Origin of the sequence: Thomasclavelia ramosa DSM 1402 (assembly GCF_014131695.1) — a bacterium.
GTDB lineage: Bacteria > Bacillota_I > Bacilli_A > Erysipelotrichales > Coprobacillaceae > Thomasclavelia > Thomasclavelia ramosa.
The window spans coordinates 1-24,090 of sequence record NZ_CP036346.1 but is presented as its reverse complement, the minus strand read 5'-3'; the positions used below and the strand labels follow the sequence as shown (position 1 = coordinate 24,090).

Genomic DNA, 24,090 nt, shown 5'->3' with positions numbered 1-24,090 from the left:
ATACGTAAAACTTTTATTTCAAACCACCAATTTTAGATTGCAGCATGGTTTCTTTTAAGCAACTATTAGTTGCGATGGCGGTTTCTTTTTAATTTTTCATTTATTTTTTTAGCATCTTCATTATTTTTCATAAAAACGACTGCTTTTACAAAAAAATAAACAGTTACTGACATAAATGTAACACCTATAAAATTATCTAATTCAATAATACTGTTTGTATATCCACATAAATAATTAGCAGTACAGACTACAAAAGCTATTTCGATAATTGAAAGTAAATTGGTTAACCACTCCTGTAATTCTAAATAATGAGTTACATTTATCAATAAGTTTACGATTACACAAACGATAAAAATCATCACAACTAATTCATTAGACATATTTTGATGATTGAAATGAAATAATAATGTTTGCAATAAAATTACAAACGTATATGATACACAAGTCGTCAACATATAAAATTTAAACATTTTTAATTTATTCATCTTATCACCTACATTCCAAATTTTTCCTTAAAACTGCTTACATAATGACGTGTAATAATTAACCTTTCACGATTAATTAATAGCGCTTCATAACGCCCATTTAATAGAGCTCTTACATTATCTAATTTGTTTAAATTTAGCAATATTGATTTACTGATTCTTACAAACAATCGGGGATCTAATTGATCTTCTAATTCATATAATCTTAGGCTTGTTTCATAGACTTTATCTTCACAATAAATAAAAGCACGATCTTCATTTGCTTCTAAATAATAAATATCATCTATTTTAATTTGATAACTACGATTGTCTAATTTTCCAATAATAAAATGTTTATCTTCAAATAAAGAAATAATTCGCCTTACTTCATCATCAATTTTATTACAACGAATTACTACTTCTAATTCATTATCTTCCTCACATTCAATGAGCACCTTCATCGAATCCCTCCTTTATTAACACCTTATCATATAATATCTTTTTTACCTATCTAATTTTGGTAAGATGCACATAGATTAGCTAAGATGCAAAAAAAGAATGCTAAAACATTCTTTTATCTAGATAATTGATATATCTGAATTTTTTCATCAAAAAGATATTGATAGCCCGAAATAAATCTACCAACCAGCAGAGCAGATAACACTGTTCCCATACCAATTCCATAAACTGGTATCTGTAAGACTAAACAAAGCAAGAGCATCATAATAATCATAGTAATATCAAATACATTTTTTACTAACGAAAATTTTAGATTATATACTTGCGAGATAGTCTTAACCGTTGATTCAACTGGTGTTGCAATAAGATTACAGCTAACTGAAAAGTATACTCCAAGTGAAACAAAAATAATTGCAATCAGTAATAATAGATAAGCAGATAATAAATTTGAACACCTAATTTTAATTAAAGAATCATAAAAATCGATAATATATCCAAAGATTAATGAAAATGGAATTTCTAAAAAAATTGTAATAGTTAATTTTCTAACTAAACAAATCTGAACAATAATTAAAATCAAATATAAAATAATTGAAGCAGTTCCTAATGAAATATTGTTGACCTTACTAAAAGCATAAAAAAGACTAGTGAACGCAGCACCCCCAAATCAGTGCGGGTATTCAAAATTATTCCCAAAGCCAAAATATTGATTGATAGTATGTAGATGATCCAACGATTAACATTTTTATTCATTTATATTCCTCCATCACCAAGATAGTAATATATTAATCAATAACTTTCTAATATTAAAAAGATATTATATAATAATTAAAAGTTATTAAAGGGGAATATGAAATGAATCTTAATCAAATAAATTATTTTTTAGCAATTTGTAAGACAATGAATTTTACTAAAGCAGCACATAATCTATATATCGCAAACTGCAGTTACAAAACAGATACAATTATTAGAAACTGAATTAGGAACTAAATTATTTAATCGCAATAATAAACAAATAGAACTGACCGAAGCTGGTAGATTTTTTTAATTGAAGCTAAAAAAATAATTAATCAATTTAATCATTCAAAATTAAATATTGATTCTTTCTTAAAAGGACAATAAGGTACAATTAAAATTGGTTTTCTTAAAAATTTAGATCCTCAATTATTGGTTACTATATTTTCTGATTTTATAAACGAATTTCCTAATATAAAAATAGAATTAACAAGCTATGCAAATTATCAATTATATCATGCGCTTGAACAAAGGATGATAGATATAGCCCTAGGATTATCATTTCCTAAATATCCTGACTATCAAAAAATATTAATAAAAAAATATTCTTTAATAGTATTAATAAATAAAAATAACCCCTTAGCTAATCAAAAAACTGTTAGCCAAGAGGAGCTTCCAAATATTTTATTTGATGTTAGAAAATTATACTATCAAGACAATTATCCTGAGTTTGAAGGGAATTTATTGAAGATTGCCTGTAATCAAGGTTGCGCAATTTTGCATGCCTTTACAAAAGATAATTGCTATAACGATTATCTTAAAGCTATTCCCTTAACACCATTAAGTGAAAAAAGTGTTTATCTAATCTATGATCAAGATAATTATAATCCACTGATCAGTAATTTTATTAATTATTTAAAAACTACTTCGATATTAAATCATAAAAACTATTTTTTATCTTACTGATTTATTTAGTGTTTATAACATGCTCCTTAAGCCAGTGAGCAACACCATCTTCATCATTACTTTTGATAACTGCTGTAGCTTGTTGTTTTAAAGAGGTTACTGCATTAGCCATTGCATAACTTTGATCAGATATTGCAAACATTGGCAAATCGTTGATTGCATCACCAAAACTAACTATCTTGTCACAGTTTAAAAGTTCTTTCAACTTTAAAATAGCACTTGCTTTAGAGGCACTTTTAGGCATAATTTCTAGCCAGTATTCTTTACGATATATTTCTTGTTGAAAAGTAATATTATAATCTAAATCATCCTTTAAACTTTCATAAGCTGGTCGAAGATTATCATAATCTCCAATTATGGTAAAATAGAAAACTTCACCCTCATACAAAGATAAGTAATCTAATGTTAAATTAATTCGATAATCGGTTTTACGCTTACTAAGATAATATTTTACCCCTTCATGAAGGCTTTCATTTATTATCGTTACTCGTTCTTTTTCATTTACTAGTGCATATACCATAGGTTTTAATTGGTTTTTTTCCATTATTGCTTTTATATGCGCTACTTGTTTTGAATTAAAAATATTCTTATGAAGCAGTTTTCCAGTTTCGCCATTGACAATAAATGTACCATTATAGATTATCAAAGGAAGATTTTTGATTAATCCTCTTGTTACTGGTGAAGCGGAAACTAGAGAACGAGCAGTAGCATATGTAAAAATCATTCCCTCATTAATTAAGTTATTAATTGTTTTAATACTGTAATCACTAATTTTTCCTTGGCTATTCAATAGCGTTCCATCTAAATCACTTATATAAAGAGTTTTCATATAGATAAAAAGATAACTATTTAGTTATCTTTTCCTTACCTCCCATATATGGTTGTAGTGCTTTAGGAATATTTACACTGCCATCTTCATTTAAGTTATTTTCAAGGAAAGCAATCAACATTCTTGGTGGTGCAACTACTGTATTATTTAAAGTGTGAGCAAAATATTTTCCATTTTCACCATTAATTCTAATATTTAATCTTCTTGCTTGAGCGTCAGTTAGATTTGAACATGAACCAACTTCAAAATATTTCTTTTGTCTTGGTGACCAAGCTTCAACATCAATACTTTTAGATTTCAAATCAGCTAGATCTCCAGAACAACATTCTAAAGTTCTTACTGGTATATCTAATGATCTAAATAAATCAACAGTATTATTCCATAGTTTTTCAAACCACATCTTACTGTCTTCAGGTTTACATACAACAATCATTTCTTGTTTTTCAAATTGGTGAATTCGATATACTCCACGCTCCTCTATTCCATGAGCCCCTTTTTCTTTTCTAAAACATGGTGAATATGAAGTATACGTATATGGTAATTTATCTTCTTCTAAAATGTTATCAATAAATTTACCAATCATTGAGTGTTCAGAAGTACCAATCAAATATAAATCTTCCCCTTCAATTTTATACATCATGCTATCCATTTCTTCAAAACTCATAACACCAGTAACTACATTACTACGAATCATATATGGCGGAATAACATATGTAAAGCCACGATCAATCATAAAATCACGAGCATATGATAAAATTGCAGAATGTAAACGAGCAATATCACCCATTAAATAATAAAAACCTTGTCCAGCAACTCTCCCAGCTGCATCCATATCAATACCATCAAAATTTTCCATTATTTCAGTATGATAAGGTATTTCAAAATCTGGTACGACTGGTTCCCCATATTTAGTAATTTCAACATTCTCACTATCATCTTTTCCTAATGGAACGGATTCATCGATAAAATTAGGAATTTTCATCATAATTGCTTTTAACTCACTACCATATTGAGTTTCTAAGTCTTCTAATTTAGCTAATTCATCTGCCATTGCACTTACTTGTTTCTTATTATTTTCAGCCGCATCTTTATTTCCTTCACGCATAAATTGACCAATTTCTTTAGATAATTTATTACGTTTACTTCTCAATTCACTAGCTTTAGTTAAAACTTCTCGATAATCTTTATCTAATTTGTAAGCCTCATCTACTAATCCAATCTTGTCATCTTGAAATTTCTTTTTCATGTTTTCTTTAACTAAGGTTGGATTTTCTCTTAATATCGCAATATCAATCATTTTAATTCTCCCTTGCTTATATATATTCTTTAAAATTATACAATAATTATGCACCTTATTCAATTATTATCAAGATGTTTCTCTTTTAATCATTTGCTTTTAGACTAGAAACCATGTCGATATGTTTTATCCTTAATGAAATAATTTTACTTATTACCCAGGAAATAACTAAAGTGCCTAAAATTGCATATAAGTAAGAAGGTAAAGCAATGAAATTAATTACATCCATTGTATCTTGAATCGTTGATATCATGTATTCAATCAATAAATATCCTACAGGCAAACCTAATAAAATTCCTATCATTGATAACCATATATTTTGTTGAACCAAGATTTTTTGAATCTGAGTATCTTTAAATCCTAATACTTTTAATGTAGAAAATTCATAATAACGTTCTAAGTAAGACAGTACTCCTAAATTATATAAAATAACTCCACCTAAAATAATTGCACCTAAAACTAGAATAATAATAATTAGGATCATTGCCTCTAATAAAACATCAAAACTTTCTAATAAGTCCTGCTGATACTGGATTGAAGAAATATTTGTTAGATTGGTCAAGCAATCTTGATTTTTACTCCCAATGATTGCAGTGGGATAGTATTGATGACCAGTTTGCAAATATTCTTCTTTCATAATCGTAATTCCTTGGATATTCGGGGTTCTAATAATTAAAGATATTTTAGATTGATATTCTTGATGATCTAAATTTCCTTTCCACTTAATTATATCTCCTACCTTTAAATCAAGCTTATCGGCTATTTTTTTTGATAATGCAATTCCTTCTTTTAAAGATTTAAAATTACTTAAATCTTGAGCAAGTTTGATATAATCATTATTTTCCAAGACTGTTAACGAAACATCTAAATTTTGTTCATCAATTACTATTTTAGCTGTACTCTCTAATAATGTCTGTCCTTTAGTCTGGTTTAAAAGATAATCAATTTGCTCTTCATTAAGATTATCATTTAAATTAAGTTTATATTTATAATTTTGTAATTTAGTATAATTCCAATCGGTCAAATTAGTCATTGTATCATATAGGCCACAAGCACTAAATAATAATGCAGTGCAGCCCAAAACTCCAAAAATAGTCATAAGACTCCGTAATTTATTTCGAATAATATCACGAATATTCCATTGAAATCGAAATGGTAGATTACTGCTCCATGCTAGTGAATAACTTGAATTACTAATTAAATTATTGCTGTAAAGAATTGTTGCACCATTCATTTTTAAATATTTGAAACAGACAGAAAAACTAATTAACATGCATAATATAGTACAGCCAATTGGTAATAAATATCCTAAAACTATTGGTTGGCTAGTTAAAACCGGTAAAACATACATTTCTTCAAACATTGGATAAATCAAAGCTGGCATTATTATTAAACCAAGCCAGTAACCTAATATTGAACCAACTAAACAAATAAATGTTGAATGTGATAAATAATGGATCAGTAGCTTTCTTTTCTTAAAACCTAATGCTTTTAAAATTCCTAACTGCATTCGTTGACTTTGCAAAACCCGATGCATTGTTGTAATCGTAATTAAAACAGCAATAAATAAAAAAGCTAATGAAAAAACCAAACCTATCGAGCGATGCTGGGCAATCTCTCCAGTCAACATATTTACACTAGGATGATCTTTTTGGAGAATTAGCTTGTATTCATTACCAGCTAATAATTGATCAACTATTTTACTAATGTCTTTTTTTGAGGAAAGGACTAGTTGATTCGGATGGTATAAAGTGTTAGGAAAACTATTATTATTTACATATGCAAAACCATATTTTTGACGATTTGGTGTCAGTTGCTCTTCTTTAGCCAGATAGATATTTTCAGGGGAATAAACTAAACCAATAATTTTCTTACTTAATTCAAAATTCTGATATTTTAAAGTTATTTGGTCATTTAACTGATAACCATTTTTCTTAGCATACATTGCATCAAGCCAGATACCATCATCTTGATTATTAAATGATTTACCATTAACGACTTTAAGAGTTGAAATTTTATTACTATCAGTAATATAGAGATCAATATTACTATTATCAACCGCTTTATTGCTTGTAGAGACATACATTCTTTGTTCATAATCAGTCTGTTTTTTTAGTTCATTAAGAGTCGAATCACTAAATTCCTTTTGGTAAAGCCAAGCATCAGCTAAATTATTCTCTTTAATATAGTTATTTAAAGCTACTTCAAGTCCATGATATTCACTAGATATACCTGAAAAGATAAAAACACCTAAAAACATCATAATAAATATAGCTCCAAACTGAACCTTATTTTTCCATAAATCTCGAATCATTTTTTTAAACAACATTTACCATTCCACCTCCATCACATCAAGAGGATGAGAATTTGTTGTAATTGTATTGATTTGACCATTTTTTACTCGAATTACTTTGTCAGCGATAGCTTGCAAATTAGTATTGTGGGTAACAATGATAGTTGTTTTATGATATTCTTTACACATATCATGTAATAACTTCAATACTTTTGCTCCCGTATCACTATCTAAAGCTCCCGTCGGCTCATCACATAAAAGAATCTCTGGATTTTTGACCACTGCTCGAGCAATTGAAACTCGCTGTTGTTCTCCCCCAGATAACTGATGAGGAAATTTTTTCTTATGCACTAATAGTCCTACTTGATCTAAAACGTTATCAACTGGCATAATATCTTTTTTTAGTTCCTTCATCAAGGCTACATTTTCATAAACCGTCAGTGTTGGAATTAAATTATAAAATTGAAATATAAATCCTACTTGATGAGCTCGATAATCTGATAATTCATTTTCATTTTTATTCGAAATTACTTCATTATCAATAATTATTTTTCCTTCATCAAGACGATCAATTCCCCCTAAAATATTTAATAAAGTACTTTTCCCTGCCCCACTCGGTCCTAAGATAATGACAAATTCACCTTTATTAATCGTAAAAGAAACCTTATTTAAAGCATAAATTTTTTTATTTCCATTTTGATAAATCTTTGATACTTCTTCAAATTTAATCATATTTTCTCCTTTTTTGCATAATAAAAACATGTATTCAAAAGACAATGAATCATCACTGCAAGTTTTTATTTTTCTTCGTTAACAACAATGCCTGTACACAACATTTTGAAAACTTTTAAAAATTCTTGTTTTTGCATTTCAAGATTATCATGACTTACTAATACATGCTTAATACAATCAATAAACATATTTGTAATAATATCAATATACGGCGAATTGATATCTTCAATATTAAGATGCCATGCCATATGTTGCTTAAATTTTAAAAGAAACCAATCCCTTTTTTCTTTATATTCCGTCGTTTTTAATTCAAAAAGGATAATTAATCGTTCATCCATTATATATCGAAAATCACTTTCTTCAAAAAAATCTCCAAATTGATCAAGTGCTTCATCAACCTCTTCTAGTGAATGAACTTGAATTTCTTCATTTAGATGAACCTCAACTAACTTATTTAATGACTTAATTGATGGCTCTAATACAGCTCCTAATAATTCTTCTTTATTAGTAAAATAATTATATAAATTTCCCAAGGTGGTATGTGATTTACTAGCAATTATTCTCATTGAAGCCCCTTCGTAGCCATGATGCAAAAATTCCACTTTAGCAGCTTCAATAATATCATTCTTTAAATCTTCTTTTTTTATCTGCATCTTCTCACCCCACAACAACATCATACGTGATATTAATAGCTAAAACAATCATCAAAGCTCATTAAAAATCATTAGTTAACAACCGTTCATTATTAAAATAAGGGCCTAAATAATTTAGCCCTTATTTTTTCCTATTCTTTTTTATTAAAAAATTGATCAAAATTTTTAGCCATAATTATAGCCATATCTGAATTAGTATCCTTTACTCTTATCATAAGATCAAATAAATTATATTCACCCGTTTTAATTCGACAATGTAATTTATCATGGGCTGTTTTCTGTCCCGCTCTTATTGAAGTGAGCATATTTAAATATTTATTCTGATCTTCAGGTAAAATAAGCGCATCTTCTAATAATTTTTCAGGAACTATTTTTGCTCCTTTAGGTAAATCAATACTAAATTTATCATCCATATATAAACTATCCATCCGATTATTTCTAACATCAAAATTCCAAACATCAACAGCCAACACTGATAAAATAAAATTATAACGATCTTTTAATTTTTCCGCACGTTCTTGTTGTTCTTTAAGAGTATTAATATTAGTGATAATTCCATGATAAATGATTGTTCCATCTTCTTCTTGACGATAAAAGTTTGCATTGATATTATGCCAACTGACTTTACCATTTTTATAATATGAGCGATAATCAAAATTTACACAACTTTTTTGTTTAGATAATTCTATAAATTGTTTAGCTAAAACTTCTCGATCATCTTCATAAACTAAATCAAATCCTTTATTATGTTTCAGTATATCTGTTAACTCAGATTGTTCAAAATCAAATATTTTAGATAATCCATGACTAAGGAATTTAGTGGTAATATGATCATCTTTTATTTTAATAACGACAATATCCCCTGGGGTATTTTCAATAACAATATTTAAATTATCTTCCATCTCATTACAGTGTTGTTCTAGCATCATTTGTTGATGATCAACAGTGCTATCGATACAAAAAACATCAGCTACTAATTTTCCATTTTCTCTGTGAATATTAGAAAAATAGATCGTTAGCCAAATCTTTTGTGCAGTTTTGGAATTTACTTCAACTTCAAAATAATCGATTTTACCAGCTTTAATCTGTTCAATTACATGATTACATAAAAAATAAGCTTCTTTACTAACTATCTGACTTAAATCATTATTGATTGGCGGTTGATTAAAATCAGTACGAGTATACCCAATCGTTTTATAAAAACCATCTGATGCAAATAAAATTGTTCCTTTGCCATCAAGTGTCATTTTACCAATTCCACCGTTAATATTTTTTAATAAACTATTTATATTTTCTTGTAATTCATGTGATTTTAATTCATTCACTTTTTCATTTGTAACATCATAAAAACAACATAAATAATATGAACCCCACTCTGGACTATCAACTAATCCCCCATACATATTAATATACACGGTTTTACCATTTTTAGCTTTAATTTTAAACTCAACTAAATTTTTAGAAGAACGATCAGCTAATCCATTATGATAGAAAACATGTTTAAATTCTTCTTCGCTATAAAACAACTTTTTAGGCCATTCAATTCCTCCACTTAGCAATTCTTCTCGACTATAACCACTTAATTCAACCAAACTATCACTTACAAATAGTAGTTCTAATTCATAACTGAATCCAGCCACCCCACCAGGAATAAAATTAAAGATAGAATTAGTAATAGCTTTGATTTCACTTTGAGAAATATTGTCAACAGAAGTATATTTAAAATCATCTTTATTCCATGGTAAATTAAATTTACCGTCCGTTTCATCAATCATTTTTTCAAATTCTACTGTGCTAACTGGCTTTGAAAAATAATAACCTTGAACTACATTACATCCAAAACGTTTCATATATAAACATTGATCCAATGTTTCAACTCCTTCACAAATAATTGTTGTCTGTAACTTATTACAAATATCAACGATTGCAGGAATAATAATATTATTGCGATTATTATTTGACTCTCTTTTAGTTATATATGAACGATCCAATTTAACAATATCAAAATTTAGATCTTGCCAAATATTCATCCCTGAGTAACCTGTTCCATAATCATCAATCGAAACACGATAACCAAAACTTCGTAATTCATCAGCTACTTCTCTCACCTTGGTTAAATTCTTCAAAATAACCGTTTCTGTTAATTCAAATTCCAATAAATATGGAGGAATATTATATTTATTAACAATTTTATTAACCCTAGCAACAAAACCAGTTTCATAAACATGCATTCTTGACATATTCATTGATACAGGAATTAGTTTTTTGCCTTGATCAATTCTTTCTCGAAGATACCTGCATACTTGCTGACAAATAAGAAAATCTAAGTCAATTATTGTTTCGTTTTTCTCCATTATTTCAATAAATTGATCAGGATAAATAACTTTATTATCTTTAATAAGGCGGGCTAATGCTTCACTTCCAACAATTTTTCCCGTATTAATATTAACTTTAGGTTGAAGATAGAATGTAAATAATTTATTACGTAAAGCATTTTGAATCTCAATTTCTAATATTTTACGTTTATTAATAAATTTCTGCATATCTTCATTAAACCAAACTAGTTTACAATGATTATCTTTTTTAGCTTCTTTTCGTGCTATATTAGCTTGATCAATTGCTTTAATGATAGCTTTTTCTTCTAATTTAACTGGACACAATCCTGCTGCTACAGCAATCTTTGAATCCGGGTGATGTTCTTCTTGCGATGAAATAAAAGTTTCTAATTTTTGTTCATAATTCCTTGTTACAGATTCAATATCACAATTATCTTCAAATAAAGATAGTCTTAAAAAATGATCTGAAAAAACACGTCCACATAAAATTGTCCGTGGAGACATACTTAAAAATTTAGCAAATTCTAAAAGAAAACGATCCCCTTCAATAAAACCATAAAAGTCATTAACTAATTGAAAATTAGTTAAATCAGCGTACATAATTACATAATTTTTACTATTCTTATTACTTTCGATAATATCAGTCGCCTGTTTAACAAATTCAGTATAATCGTTTAAATAAAAATTATGACTTTCTTCCATTTTAACACCACCTTTCTGGTCACACTCTATTTTCATTATATCAAATATAACCGTTATTTAATATAATTATAAAATAAAGTATAAAGAAAAAGGACACTTAGTCCTTCTTTGCTTTAAAATTATAAAAATATTTGGTTATAAAAATAAATATGAATAAGGCAATTATTGCAATCACAAATGTCAATACAACATTTGTAGTAAAACCAGCAACTAAATATCCAACAACACAAGCTCCAGCAACTAACATTGCGTAAGGTATCTGAGAAGTGACGTGATTAACATGATTACATTGAGCTCCGGCCGAAGCCATGATCGTCGTATCAGAAATTGGTGAAATATGATCGCCACAGACTGCCCCTGCTAAAATAGATGCAATCGCAATTACAAGCATTTGTGAACCTTCGGGGAAAATCGAAGTCGCGATAGGAATTAAAATTCCAAAAGTTCCCCATGAAGTCCCCGTTGCAAATGCTAGACCTGTTCCAACTAAAAATAAACAAACCGGTAAAATTGCTGTAGAGATACTAGCTCCCTGCATTAAATTATAAACAAAGACCCCAGCTTGTAATTTATCTGACACTAAATCCCCTAAAGTCCATGCTAAAGTAAGTATAATCATCGCTGGAACCATCGTTTTGAATCCCATTGGTATACATTTAGCAAAATCTTCATAACTAATAATCTTTCTAGGAAGATACAAAATAAAGATAAATACTAGTGTAAAAAATGATCCCAAGACCAGTCCTCTTGAAGCATCGCAGTTAGTAAAAGCCGTAATGAATGATACTCCTTCAAAGAAACCACCTGTGTATAACATTCCCACAATACAACTAATGATTAAGAAAAAAACTGGCAATAATAGATCATAAACCCGCCCTTGATCAGAAACTTCCATTTCTTCTCCTTCTTCATAATCATTTACACCATTATGCACATCACCATTTTGAGCAGCTATTTCATGATGTTTCATTGTTCCAATATGAAAATCTTTCTTAATAACATAAGTCACCATTACGATTGTTAATAAAGCATACAAGTTAAAGGGAATTGTTTGTAAGAATAAACTAAAACCATCACCACTTGTATAACCACTTACAGCAGCCGCCCAACTAGAAATTGGAGCAATAATACAGATTGGAGCCGCAGTACTATCAATAATATAAGCTAATTTTGCTCTTGAAACACTAAATTCATCTGTTACTTCACGCATTACACTTCCAACTGTTAAACAATTAAAATAATCATCTACAAAGATTAAAATTCCTAACAAGAAGGTTGAAAATAGTGAGCCTTGTCTTGATTTTATTTTTTCTTTTGCCCAAAGTCCATATGCTCTACTTCCACCCGCTTTAGTCATCAATGTAACTATAATTCCTAAAAATATTAAGAATATTAAAATACCGATATTCCATGTATCACTTAAACTTCCAATCATTGTATCAAACATAACATTAACAGTATCAATAATATGAAAGTTACTTAACAGTAAAGCCCCCGAAACAATTCCAAAAAATAATGATAAATAAACTTCTTTAGTTTTTAATGCAATTAAAATTGCAATGACCGGTGGCAATAACGCCCACCCTGTTTGTACAAAATCCATCTTTTCCTCCATAAAAAAATACTTTAATTGGCAACAATCAAAGTACTTATATACTAAGATAGCGCTCCACATGAATGTGACAGGAAATTATATCTTCTATAATCCCCCAGGTAAATAGTAATTGGTGTTACTATTTCCTTCGGCAAATCACCCTTTCGCAAATGCTGTCACCAAACATTACATTTTGCTACTATTGATCATTGCACCTCTACCAATTATTTAATTTTATCCTCCATGAGTTTATCAAAGCAATTTGTTCTTGTCAATAAAATTGTTCTAAAGTGAGAACATTTTATATTTATTTAACTATTGACAGGAACGTAACGTCACTTGCTAGAATGAAAAAGCAAGGGAGGTGTTATTTATCGAATACACATATAATCAATTTTGTCCCAATGCCAAGATACTAGATATTGGGTGTGGTGATGGAACTATTTGGTTAAATAATCAAAATAAAATTTCTAATAATATTTCGATTACTTTAGCTGATATTTCTCTGAAAATGCTTGAAGAATGTCAAAACAATACTCAACATTTACCCCAAATTAAAACAATTGAAGAAGCTGATTGTTATTATTTACCATATCTTGATAAAAGTTTTGATGTCGTTATAGCAAATCATGTTTTCATGTATTTTGACGACTTACCAAAAGCATTACAAGAAATCAATCGTATTTTAAAAGATGATGGAATTCTCTAATGTTCAACTATTGCTAAAGATATGATGAAAGAAAGAGATGTTATGTTAAAAGATTTTGATTCAAAAATCTCATTTAATCAAGAAATTTTATATCAACTCTTTGGTTATGAAAATGGTAAAACAAAATTAGAAAAATATTTTCAAGATATAAAATTATATGATCGAAAAGAGGTTTATGAAATAACTGACTTGGATCTTTATTATCAATTTATTTTAAGTGGTAAAGGTCTAAGTCTTAATCTTGAGCCACTATATAAAAAGAAAAAACAACCATATGAATATATGCAAAAATATTTAAATAAAAATAATCTTTTTTATTTGACTACCCATGCCGGAATGTTTGTTGCAAGAAAGAGGAAAAAATGAAGATAATTGGTAGTGATTTTGACGGTACAATTACTACAAATAAAGTAATTCTACCTGAAACTAGAAAACAAATTAAACAATTTAGAGATGCTGGTAACATCTTTATTATCGTAACCGAAAGAAGTCCTCAGAAATTCAAAGATGGTATTAAGAAATATGATATTGATTTCTTTGATTATGTCATTTGTGCTAATGGAGCTGTTACATTAGATTAACAACTAAAAGTAATAATAAAATAATAACCGCAAATACGATGTCCCAGAGTATTGTAATCAATAACCTAGAAGATTTAGAAAATATAAGAAATGAAATTATTTCGTTTGCCTTAGAATTTGATTCTATTGCCCAAAGAAAGCAGTATACATTTGACCAAATTGAAAATATTAATGTCTTTCATAATTCCCGCTATACTGATATTTTAGCTAAAGATATTTCTAAAGCATCTGAATTATTAAAACTTTTCTATCAATTAAAAGCTGAGCAACTTTATACAATTGGAGATGGTGAAAATGATATTTGTATGCTGCAATGTACTGATAACAGTTTTACTTTTAATCATGTTGAAACAGTTATTAAAAATAGTGCACAGTATCATTTTGATATAATAGAACAAATATTAGCTTTTATTAATCAAAATTAACTCTCACAATTAAGTGAGAGTTATTTTATATTCCAAATTCTTTTGCATATTTAACTTCGCCACTAATTTTACCAGCTCTAAATATCAGTTTTTTTGCCATAAAATTAATTGAAGGAATTCCCTTAGGCACTTTGATTCCAAACTGTTCAGCTGGTAAATATCCAAATCGTGGATAATAGTGCTCACTACCTAAAACTAAACAATATTCATATCCTAATTCTTTAGCAATTTGATGGCCTTTGTTAATTAAAGTACTACCAATCCCTTGTTTTTGAAATGCTGGTAAAATAGCTAATGGTGCTAAAACTAATACTGTATCATTTCCAACTTTTGCTGTTGTAAACATAATATAACCAACGAGCTGATTATCAATTTTAGCAACTAATGATAATTTTTGAATATAATTATTACCAGTCCTTAAAGCTATAACTAAATCTTGTTCATTTCCATCACTATGTTCAGCTGTTGCAAAAGCGGCTTTTACTACAGTATATATTTCATTAAAATCTTGTTTTTCTTCTGGTCTTATAATCATTTTATTTTCCTTTTTCAAAGAATTAAAAGTATCGCTAAGCGATACTTTTAATTCTATTCTTCTTCAGATTTATCTTCTTCTGTTTCAGCAGCTTTTTCAACTACCTCTACTGAAGATACCTTGTTTTCTGCATTTACTTTAATTAAACGTACTCCTTGTGTAGCTCGACCGGCTGTTTTAACTTGTTCCATTGGTAAACGAATCATGATTCCATCGTCAGTAATGATTAATAAATCTTCATCGCCATTAACAGCACGCAATGCAACGATTTGACCATTTCGCTCTGTTGCATTAATAGTTTTAACCCCTTTACCACCACGATTTGACAAACGATACTCTTCTAATGGCGACATCTTACCATAACCACGTTCTGTCACAACCATGATATATTTACCTTCTTTATCAGTTGTCATTCCGATAACTTCGCTACCATCAACATTGATTCCTTTAACCCCACTAGCACTTCGTCCCATTGGCCGAACATTAGTTTCTTCAAAACGAACTAATTTACCGTTAGAGGCGGCGATTAAGATTTGATCATTACCACCTGTTAATTTAACCGAAACTAATTGATCATCATCTCTTAAGCTTATCGCAATCTTTCCAGATTGACGAATTCGTTCAAATTCATTGATGTGAACTCGTTTTACTAAACCGCTAGCAGTTACAAAGAATAAATAATAATCATTATTTTCTTCAATTTGCTTACGATTAATACTAATCATCGATTTAACTTGTTCTTCTTTATCAAGATTTAATAAATTTACAACAGGTAAACCTTTAGCCGAACGTCCAAACTCTGGAATATTATATCCTTTTAAACGATATACTTTACCAAAATTTGTAAAGAATAATAGATCATCATGAGTCGACATATTAATTAACGAACTTACAATATCATCGCTATTAGTTGCCATTCCCTTGATTCCTCGTCCACCACGGTTTTGTGTTTTGTATGTATCTACTGGCATTCTCTTAACATATCCATTATTAGTTAAAGAAATAATAACGTCTTCTACTGGAATTAAATCTTCGTCTTCTAAATCAAATGTTCCTTGAATAATTTCCGTACGGCGTTTATCACCATATTTATCTTTAATTTCTTCTAATTCATCATGAATGATCGATAATAAACGTTCTCTATTTTCTAGGATATCTTTTAAATCAGCAATAATTTCTAATAATTTATTTAAATCATCTTCAATTTTTTGTCTTTCCAAACCAGCTAGACGTTGTAATTGCATTTCTCGAATTGCTTTAGCTTGTTTATCAGACATATTAAATTCTTCCATCAATCTAGTTTGAATGATTTCAGTAGTACGACTTGATCTAATTAAATCAATAATAGCATCAATTTGATCAAGAGCTCTTTTTAATCCTTCTAAAATATGAGCTCGGTCTTCAGCTTTAGTTAATCTGAATTTAGTACGTCGTTTAATTACTTCTTCTTGATGATCAAGGTATAAAGTAATCATTTCCTTTAGATTTAATGTTTTTGGTTCATTATTGACCAAGGCAATGCAGTTAGCCCCGAAGGTTGTCTGCAATGATGTTAATTTATATAATTGATTCAAAATTACTTCTGGTTGAATATCCCGACGTAATTCAATTACAACTCGAATACCATCGCGATTTGATTCATCACGTATTTCTGTAATTCCTTCAATTTTCTTTTCCCGAACTAACTGTGACATTTTTTCAATCATCCGAGCTTTATTGACCATATAAGGAATTTCAGTAACAACAATAACTTTTTTACTTCCTTTTTCTTCAATTTCCGTTTTTGCTCGCATGACAATTAGACCATTTCCTGTCTCATAGGCTTTTTTAATTGCTGTTTTACCTAAAATATAACCACCAGTTGGAAAATCAGGACCTTGAATATAATTTTCCATTAATTCCATGATTGTGATATCCGGATCTTTTGCAACTGCTAAAATTGCTTCAATCACTTCTACTAAGTTATGAGGTGGAATATTAGTAGCCATCCCAACTGCAATCCCCGTTGAACCATTAATTAGTAAGTTGGGAATACGAGCCGGTAAAACCGCCGGTTCCTGTTCTTCACCATCATAGTTTGGAATAAAATCAATTGTATCTTCCTTTAAATCACGAACCAGCTCACTAGATATTTTTGACATTCTTGCCTCAGTATAACGTTGTGCTGCTGCTCCATCACCATCGATTGAGCCAAAATTCCCATGACCATCAACTAACATATAACGATATGAGAAATCTTGAGCCATTCTAACTAAAGCTTCATATATTGAAGAGTCACCATGAGGATGATATTTCCCCATAACTTCTCCGACAATACGGGCAGATTTCTTATATGGTGTACCTGGAGTACATCCCAAATCACTCATCCCGTAAATAATTCTTCTTTGAACTGGTTTTAACCCATCTCGAACATCAGGTAAAGCTCTTGATACGATAACTGACATCGCATACTGCATAAAAGAGTTTTTCATTTCAGATGTTAGTTTTACTTTTCTAATTCCCCGTTCTTCCATTATTTATCTCCTTTATCTTAAATATCTAAATCAGTAACGTATTTAGCGTTTTCTTGAATAAATTCACGTCTTGGTTCAACTTTTTCACCCATTAACATATCAAAAATCATATCCGCTTCCATTGCTTCGTCTAAATCAATTTGATTTAAAATTCGTTTTTCAGGATCCATCGTTGTTTCCCAAAGTTGTTCTGCATTCATTTCTCCAAGACCTTTATAACGTTGAATACTATATTTAGCACCTTCACCAATCTTAGTTTTCAAATCATCTAGTTCTTCATCACTATAACAATAATATTCATCTTTACCATGTTTCAATAAATAAAGTGGTGGTTGAGCCGCATAAACAAAGCCACCTTCAACTAACGGTCTTAAATAACGATACAAGAATGTTAACATTAAGATTCTGATGTGCCCACCATCAACATCGGCATCGGTCATAATTACAATTTTATGATATCTTAATTTATCTAGATTAAACTCTTCTCCGATTCCTGTACCAAACGCTGTAATCATAGAACGAATTTCAGCATTTCCAAGGATTTTTTCTAATCTCGATTTTTCAACGTTTAAAATTTTTCCACGTAATGGTAGAATTGCCTGAATTCGACGGTCACGTCCCATTTTGGCACTCCCCCCAGCGGAATCCCCTTCGACAATAAAGATTTCACATTCACTAGCATCTTTACTTGAACAGTCAGCTAATTTACCTGGCAAGTTTGAAACTTCAAGAACATTTTTTCTTCTTGTCATTTCTCGAGCTTTTTTAGCTGCCATTCTTGCTCTTGCTGCAACAATAGCTTTATCAACAATAATCTTAGCTGTATCAGGATTTTCTAATAAAAATTTATCTAATGATGCGCTAATAATATTGCTGGCAATTTTTCGAACTTCAGCGTTACCTAATTTTGTTTTAGTTTGTCCTTCATATTGGGGATCAGGATGTTTAACCGAAATAATCGCTGTTAAACCTTCACGAACATCGTCACCAGATAAAGCTTCTTCATCTTTCTTTAGCAGTCCTTTACTTTTAGCATAATTATTAATAACTCGTGTTAAAGCTAAACGGAAACCTTCTTCATGAGTTCCCCCTTCATGAGTATTGATATTATTACAGAAGGAATAAATATTTGATTGATAACCATCATTATATTGCATTCCTACTTCAATTGTAATTTCTTGCTGCATATCTTCAACATAGATTATTTCTTCATGAATCGGTGTTTTATTTTTATTAATATAGGCAACATATTCTTTAATTCCGCCCTCATAATAATATTCATGTTTTCGATCCACACCGTTACGTTGATCTTCTAACGATAAACGTAATCCCTTATTTAAAAATGCTAACTCTCTAATTCTTTGTCTGAGTGTATCATAATCATAAACAGTACCCTCTTTAAAAATTATTTTATCAGCCTTAAAAGTAACAATTGTTCCTGTTATATCAGAGTCACCAATAATCTTTAATTCACCTGCTGGTTTCCCACCATTTTCAAAACGCTGATAATATTCATGTCCATCACGATGAACATTTACTTCTAACCATTCTGAAAGCGCATTTACAACTGAGGCTCCAACCCCATGAAGTCCACCAGATACTTTGTATCCGCCACCACCAAATTTTCCACCAGCATGTAATACTGTAAAAATTGTTTCAACTGTTGAGATTCCAGTCTTAGCATGAGTACCGGTTGGCATTCCTCGACCGTCATCAATTACTTGAACAACATCATCATCCTTTAAAATTACGCGAATATGACTAGCATATCCAGCTAATGCCTCGTCAATCGAGTTATCAACAATTTCCCAAACTAAATGATGTAATCCCCTAATTGAAGTTGTCCCAATATACATTCCTGGTCTTTTACGAACCGCTTCAAGTCCTTCTAAGACTTGAATATCGGATTCATCATAACTATGTTCTACTTTTTCTTCTGACATTATGTAGCCTCCTTGCCACCCTTAATATAGATTTTTTTTGCCTTTTCAACAATTTGATGATTAATTCCATCAATTGAAGTTGTTGTAATAAAAGTTTGAATTTTCTGATTCAAAATATCTAATAACATATTTTTACGCGCTTCATCTAACTCAGATAAAACATCGTCTAATAGTAAAACAGGATATTCTCCTATTTCATCTTTAATCAATTCAATCAACGCAATCTTTAGACTTAATACAATCGTTCTTTGTTGCCCCTGTGAAGCAAATAAATCTGCAGCATTGCCATTCATAAAGATTTTCAAATCATCTTTATGAATTCCTAAATGACTTTGCATATATCGAATATCTCGCTGATGATTTTTTTTATATAATGCTAAAATATTTTCATACGTTAACTCTTGTTTAAGGAAACAACTGTATCGTAAGCTAATTTTCTCATTATCATTTTTAGCAATTAAATTATAAATAGAAGTTACTTTTTGATTTAAATTCTTAATAAAATCAATTCTTTTTTTAATCAACTCTACTTGCAATCGTGCCATCTGTTCGTCAAGTACTTCTAAATATTCATCACCATCACGATTCTTTTGATTTAAAATTTTTAAATACTTATTTCTCTCCTTAAGTAAATTATTGTATTTACTTAAATTAAAAACATAGATAGGTGAGATTTTTGATAATTCTAAATCAATAAAACGTCGGCGATTATTTGGACTGCCCTTAATTAAATAAAGATCATCAGGAACAAAAACTACGACATTTAAAAGACCAACATATTCACTAATTTTATAAATATCCTGGTCATCTATTTTCGCACGTTTAAAATCACTCCCAAGAATCATTTCTAAACTACGGAGCTTATTATTGGAAGTGACTTCACCTTTTACTTTCGCAAATTCGCAATCAAACATAATCATCTGCTTATTTATATGAGTTTTAAAAGATTTTCCTACTGACAATAAATAAATCGCTTCGATCAGATTAGTTTTACCTTGTCCATTACTGCCAATTAAAATATTGATATCACGATCAAACTCAATAAAAAAATGATTATAATTACGAAAATTGTCTAGACATAATGAATTAACTTTCATTAATCAATAACAAAAGACTCTCCATTAAATTCTATCTGGTCACCAGTTCGAAGTTTCTTGCCTCTTCTTGTTTCCACTTCACCATTAACCATCACTAATTCATCTTTAATAACCATCTTAGCTTCGATTCCACTAGAAACACATCCTGCATACTTTAAAAACTGTCCTAGGGTAATATATTCATCTCTTATTTGAATTTTTTTCATGACTATCCTCTTTTTTTATAAAATCTAGAGTTATTATAACATAAATTGTTGTTAAAATCAAAAAAATAAGCATTTTAACGCATTTTTTATAAAAATGAATAAAATCTTATTTTTTATTAAAATTCGCTCATATTTAAAATTTATCCACATATAAATAAAACAACTAGTAAAAAAATACTTTCACGAAAAAAAAAGCTACATAATGTAGCTTAGAAAGTTCTTACTGGTAAAACTAATTGAATTACATCATCTTTTTCAAAATCTTTAATAATAAAAGGTTTCATTTCTCCAGTAAATAAAATTTTAATTTTTGGTTCATTAAAAGCTCTAATTGCATCAGTTGCATATTTTGAACTAAATGAGATACTTATTGGTGTTCCTTTATAAAAAGATTTATCTAAAATTTCTTCTACAGAACCGATTTCTTGCATATATGATGATAGGACGACTTTTTCATCAGACATATCTAATTTAATAATATTATTTTGTTCATTTGTTAGTAATGAAACACGATCAATAGCATTTAATAGATAATGAGCATCTAAATCTAGTTCATAATCAAAAGCATCAGGAATTAAACGATTAGTATCTGGGAAAGTTCCATCAATTAATCGTGTTTGAATAATATTATTATCAAACACATAAAGGACTTTACGATCAGAAACATACATTTCAATCATTTCATCACGTTCAATAATTTTTGAAATTTCATCTAAAGATTTTTGAGGAATTGTAATATTGAAAGTAACGTCTTCATCTAAAGATACAATTTTCTTAGCTAGACGATAGCTATCCGTTGCTGTACATTCTAATTGACGATTTCCTGCTTTAAAGTTGATTCCTGTTAAAATTGGTTTGTGCTCTTTATCACTAGCAGCAAATTTGGTCTGTGAAATAATATCTTTTAAAGATAGTGCATTTAATAATACTTTTGTTCCAGTTTTTGATAAATCAATTCGTGGATAATCTAAAACATCAGTACCATTTAAGTCAAATTTAGAAGTTGCTCCCGAAATTCTAGTTAAAGCACCATCTAAAATCTCAATTTTAATTTCATCACTATCAATCTTACGAACAATATCTAAGATGTAACGAGAATTTAAAACTACCCCACCAGTTTGATAAATCGTTAAATCTTCATCTTTTTCAATTTTAGTTTGAATTGTAATGTCAGAATCACTACCAGTTAGAATTAAACAATCGTCTTGTAAATCAAACTTAATTCCAGTCAATACTGGTAAGGGACTTCGAATTGAAACTGCTTTAGTTGCTTTAGCAAGAGCATTTAATAATTTAAGTCGTTTTATTTTAAAATTCATAAATTTCCTCCTTGTGACTAATTATATATAATTATTTAAAATAATGCTATTAATATTATTATAGTGTGAATATTGTGCATAAGCATTAAATAAGCTGATATAATCAGTGTTTTTTATGTGTATAACTATGTGTGCAATTTGTGGTAGTTTTGTGTCTAAACGATACCTAATTTGTCTTTTAACTTATTTATTGCTAATTTGTAGTCAGGATCTTTCTTGATTTTAGTTTCTACGCGAGCACATGCTTTCATTACTGTTGAATGATCTCGATTGCTAAAAGTAGCCCCAATTTCAGCAAAAGTAATATCTAATAATTCCCGCATTAAATACATACACATTTCTCTTGGGGTTGTTAATTTACGTGTCTTGTTTTTTGAAATTAGCTGACTGATTGTCAGATAATAGAATTCTGCAGTTGTTTTTAAAATACTTTCTTTAGTTAGGGAACTCTTTGGATTTTGAACAATTTTATCATCTTTAAAAGATTCTAATGCAAAAGCCATATCAATATTATTAGTATGATTCATAATGCTACAGAAGAAAAGACGTTTTAAAGCCCCTTCAAGACTACGAATATCTTTACAATAATGATTAGCCATAAAATCAACAACATCATCTTGAATAATTAAAGAAGGATTATCAAGATTTTCTATCTTTTTTTCTAAGATAGCGCGAGCTGTTTCAAATTCTGGCGGATCAATTCCGAAACTTAATCCTGAATTGAAACGGCTGATTAAACGTGATTCAATTCCTTGTAATTCTTCAGGCATCTTATCACTTGTAATAACAATTTGTTTATTATTATTAATTAATTCATTAAAAATGTGGAAAAATATCTCGCTGCTTTTTTCTTTATTGAATAAAAATTGAATATCATCAATTAATAAAATATCGAGATTTTTATACTTATCATAGATTTCATCACCATCACGGCCTTTCATTGCCCCAATAACTTCATCAACAAAATCTTTACTTGTAATATAACGAATTCTAAGCGCTGGATTTACTTCTTTTGCATAATTTCCAATTGCATTTAATAGATGGGTCTTACCTAATCCAGGATTACTATAAATAAACAGTGGATTAAAATTAGAACCCGGATTAGTAGATACTAATAGAGCTGCATTTTGTGCCATGCGATTAGAACTTCCTACAACAAAGTTATCAAATGTCAAGGTACGATTCAGATTATCTCTAAATGGCGTTTCTTGTTTAACGGCAACAGATTTTTTAAAGTCTTCTTCACCAACGATTTCAAGATTAATTGATGAAGCTAACATCCCAGAAAGAATATCTTCAATGTCTTTTTGGTTATTTTTAATTGTTTCAACATTAAATGAAAATGGGGTTGTAATAATAACTTTGTTATTGTTAATGGATGCTATTTTTGCACTTCGAAAAACAGATTCCATGATTACTTTATCGATTTTACGTTCTTCTGGCAAATTTTGTTTTTCTAAAGTGTCGAGGCATAATTGCCAAATCTTACTATTATCGCTCATTTTTTAACCTCCGCAAACCTCATTATAAGTTAATAAAATGTAAATTTAAAGGATAAAAACAGTTAAAAAAGAGTGTTCACAAAGTTATTCACAATAATTGTTACATTTCCGTAGGTTTTTATTAGAAATTCACAATATTCACAACTTTACTTGTGCATAAAGATTTATGTGAATGTGAAAAATGTGGCTATCTAGTTATC

At 29.3% G+C, this 24,090-nt stretch carries 23 protein-coding genes, 1 pseudogene and 1 riboswitch; of the genes and pseudogenes, 7 read left to right on the top strand and 17 right to left on the bottom strand.

The window, feature by feature from the left end:
- Positions 1 to 65: 65 nt before the first annotated feature.
- From EYR00_RS00115 to EYR00_RS00105, 3 genes and pseudogenes are all read right to left on the bottom strand, one after another.
- Entirely contained in the window at positions 66 to 485 is a 420-nt protein-coding gene (locus tag EYR00_RS00115) for a DUF3021 family protein (protein WP_003535482.1), read from the bottom strand.
- Positions 486 to 493: 8 nt separating this feature from the next.
- Positions 494 to 925, bottom strand: coding sequence for a LytTR family DNA-binding domain-containing protein (locus EYR00_RS00110; protein ID WP_003535483.1), 432 nt, complete (start codon positions 923 to 925; stop codon positions 494 to 496).
- Positions 926 to 1,038: 113 nt separating this feature from the next.
- Positions 1,039 to 1,575, bottom strand: a pseudogene (locus EYR00_RS00105) (DUF6198 family protein); the annotation flags it as partial.
- 203 nt (positions 1,576 to 1,778) lie between these two features.
- Between EYR00_RS00105 and EYR00_RS15680 the strand changes: the two are divergent.
- The 3 genes from EYR00_RS15680 (at position 1,779) to EYR00_RS00095 (ending at position 2,624) form a co-directional block, all read left to right on the top strand.
- A complete protein-coding gene (locus EYR00_RS15680) occupies positions 1,779 to 1,901 on the top strand; it encodes a LysR family transcriptional regulator (RefSeq protein WP_003535485.1) in 123 nt (40 codons plus the stop codon).
- Complete coding sequence (locus tag EYR00_RS16005; protein ID WP_366250535.1) at positions 1,846 to 1,971, top strand: LysR family transcriptional regulator; 126 nt, start codon at positions 1,846 to 1,848, stop codon at positions 1,969 to 1,971. The genes EYR00_RS15680 and EYR00_RS16005 overlap by 56 nt, the downstream gene beginning before the upstream one ends.
- An 80-nt stretch (positions 1,972 to 2,051) precedes the next feature.
- Positions 2,052 to 2,624, top strand: a complete 573-nt coding sequence (locus EYR00_RS00095; RefSeq protein ID WP_226828658.1) for a substrate-binding domain-containing protein — start codon at positions 2,052 to 2,054, stop codon at positions 2,622 to 2,624.
- A 1-nt stretch (position 2,625) separates the two neighbouring features.
- Here the strand turns inward: EYR00_RS00095 and EYR00_RS00090 are convergent, their stop codons facing one another.
- The 7 genes from EYR00_RS00090 to EYR00_RS00060 all read right to left on the bottom strand — a co-directional run bounded on the left by EYR00_RS00090 (position 2,626) and on the right by EYR00_RS00060 (position 13,069).
- Entirely contained in the window at positions 2,626 to 3,453 is an 828-nt protein-coding gene (locus EYR00_RS00090; RefSeq protein ID WP_003535488.1) for a Cof-type HAD-IIB family hydrolase, read from the bottom strand.
- Between the two features lie 16 nt (positions 3,454 to 3,469).
- Positions 3,470 to 4,750: a serine--tRNA ligase gene (gene serS, locus EYR00_RS00085; RefSeq protein WP_003535496.1), complete on the bottom strand. Its 1,281-nt coding sequence runs from the start codon at positions 4,748 to 4,750 to the stop codon at positions 3,470 to 3,472.
- An 85-nt stretch (positions 4,751 to 4,835) separates the two neighbouring features.
- Complete coding sequence (locus EYR00_RS00080; protein ID WP_003535499.1) at positions 4,836 to 7,079, bottom strand: ABC transporter permease; 2,244 nt, start codon at positions 7,077 to 7,079, stop codon at positions 4,836 to 4,838.
- Positions 7,080 to 7,775 carry an ABC transporter ATP-binding protein gene (locus tag EYR00_RS00075; RefSeq protein ID WP_009009591.1) on the bottom strand — a complete coding sequence of 232 codons (696 nt, stop codon included), beginning with the start codon at positions 7,773 to 7,775 and terminating at the stop codon, positions 7,080 to 7,082. It lies immediately after the preceding gene.
- A 65-nt stretch (positions 7,776 to 7,840) separates the two neighbouring features.
- A complete protein-coding gene (locus EYR00_RS00070; RefSeq protein WP_008792539.1) occupies positions 7,841 to 8,428 on the bottom strand; it encodes a TetR/AcrR family transcriptional regulator in 588 nt (195 codons plus the stop codon).
- A gap of 131 nt (positions 8,429 to 8,559) precedes the next feature.
- Positions 8,560 to 11,466 (bottom strand): EAL domain-containing protein, encoded by a 2,907-nt coding sequence (locus tag EYR00_RS00065; protein ID WP_008792540.1) that lies wholly within the window; start codon positions 11,464 to 11,466, stop codon positions 8,560 to 8,562.
- Positions 11,467 to 11,563: 97 nt separating this feature from the next.
- Complete coding sequence (locus tag EYR00_RS00060; RefSeq protein WP_008792541.1) at positions 11,564 to 13,069, bottom strand: Na+/H+ antiporter NhaC family protein; 1,506 nt, start codon at positions 13,067 to 13,069, stop codon at positions 11,564 to 11,566.
- Between the two features lie 51 nt (positions 13,070 to 13,120).
- A riboswitch (Lysine riboswitch) is annotated at positions 13,121 to 13,288 on the bottom strand.
- A gap of 136 nt (positions 13,289 to 13,424) precedes the next feature.
- Here EYR00_RS00060 and EYR00_RS00055 point away from each other — a divergent pair.
- Genes EYR00_RS00055 through EYR00_RS00040 form a run of 4 tightly spaced genes read left to right on the top strand, consistent with a single transcriptional unit; the run spans position 13,425 to position 14,775 of the window.
- On the top strand, positions 13,425 to 13,769 hold the full coding sequence (locus EYR00_RS00055) for a class I SAM-dependent methyltransferase (protein WP_003535509.1): 345 nt from the start codon (positions 13,425 to 13,427) through the stop codon (positions 13,767 to 13,769).
- Positions 13,770 to 13,811: 42 nt separating this feature from the next.
- Positions 13,812 to 14,135 carry a hypothetical protein gene (locus tag EYR00_RS00050; RefSeq protein WP_117792143.1) on the top strand — a complete coding sequence of 108 codons (324 nt, stop codon included), beginning with the start codon at positions 13,812 to 13,814 and terminating at the stop codon, positions 14,133 to 14,135.
- Positions 14,132 to 14,350, top strand: a complete 219-nt coding sequence (locus tag EYR00_RS00045; protein ID WP_003535514.1) for an HAD family hydrolase — start codon at positions 14,132 to 14,134, stop codon at positions 14,348 to 14,350. The genes EYR00_RS00050 and EYR00_RS00045 overlap by 4 nt, the downstream gene beginning before the upstream one ends.
- Positions 14,341 to 14,775, top strand: a complete 435-nt coding sequence (locus EYR00_RS00040; RefSeq protein WP_335755770.1) for an HAD hydrolase family protein — start codon at positions 14,341 to 14,343, stop codon at positions 14,773 to 14,775. The genes EYR00_RS00045 and EYR00_RS00040 overlap by 10 nt, the downstream gene beginning before the upstream one ends.
- A 25-nt stretch (positions 14,776 to 14,800) precedes the next feature.
- On the opposite strand, the gene EYR00_RS00035 is transcribed toward EYR00_RS00040, so the two are convergent.
- The 7 genes from EYR00_RS00035 to dnaA all read right to left on the bottom strand — a co-directional run bounded on the left by EYR00_RS00035 (position 14,801) and on the right by dnaA (position 23,890).
- Entirely contained in the window at positions 14,801 to 15,310 is a 510-nt protein-coding gene (locus tag EYR00_RS00035) for a GNAT family N-acetyltransferase (RefSeq protein ID WP_003535516.1), read from the bottom strand.
- A gap of 53 nt (positions 15,311 to 15,363) precedes the next feature.
- Positions 15,364 to 17,823: a DNA gyrase subunit A gene (gene gyrA / locus EYR00_RS00030; RefSeq protein WP_003535517.1), complete on the bottom strand. Its 2,460-nt coding sequence runs from the start codon at positions 17,821 to 17,823 to the stop codon at positions 15,364 to 15,366.
- A gap of 17 nt (positions 17,824 to 17,840) precedes the next feature.
- Positions 17,841 to 19,766, bottom strand: coding sequence for a DNA topoisomerase (ATP-hydrolyzing) subunit B (gene gyrB / locus EYR00_RS00025; RefSeq protein ID WP_003535518.1), 1,926 nt, complete (start codon positions 19,764 to 19,766; stop codon positions 17,841 to 17,843).
- Positions 19,766 to 20,863 carry a DNA replication/repair protein RecF gene (recF, locus tag EYR00_RS00020; protein ID WP_003535519.1) on the bottom strand — a complete coding sequence of 366 codons (1,098 nt, stop codon included), beginning with the start codon at positions 20,861 to 20,863 and terminating at the stop codon, positions 19,766 to 19,768. Before recF ends, gyrB begins: the two co-directional genes overlap by 1 nt.
- Positions 20,863 to 21,069 carry a S4 domain-containing protein YaaA gene (gene yaaA, locus EYR00_RS00015; protein ID WP_003535520.1) on the bottom strand — a complete coding sequence of 69 codons (207 nt, stop codon included), beginning with the start codon at positions 21,067 to 21,069 and terminating at the stop codon, positions 20,863 to 20,865. The genes recF and yaaA overlap by 1 nt, the downstream gene beginning before the upstream one ends.
- A 209-nt stretch (positions 21,070 to 21,278) precedes the next feature.
- A complete protein-coding gene (dnaN, locus tag EYR00_RS00010) occupies positions 21,279 to 22,388 on the bottom strand; it encodes a DNA polymerase III subunit beta (RefSeq protein ID WP_003535521.1) in 1,110 nt (369 codons plus the stop codon).
- A gap of 155 nt (positions 22,389 to 22,543) precedes the next feature.
- A complete protein-coding gene (gene dnaA / locus EYR00_RS00005; RefSeq protein WP_003535522.1) occupies positions 22,544 to 23,890 on the bottom strand; it encodes a chromosomal replication initiator protein DnaA in 1,347 nt (448 codons plus the stop codon).
- Between the last annotated feature and the right edge of the window lie 200 nt (positions 23,891 to 24,090).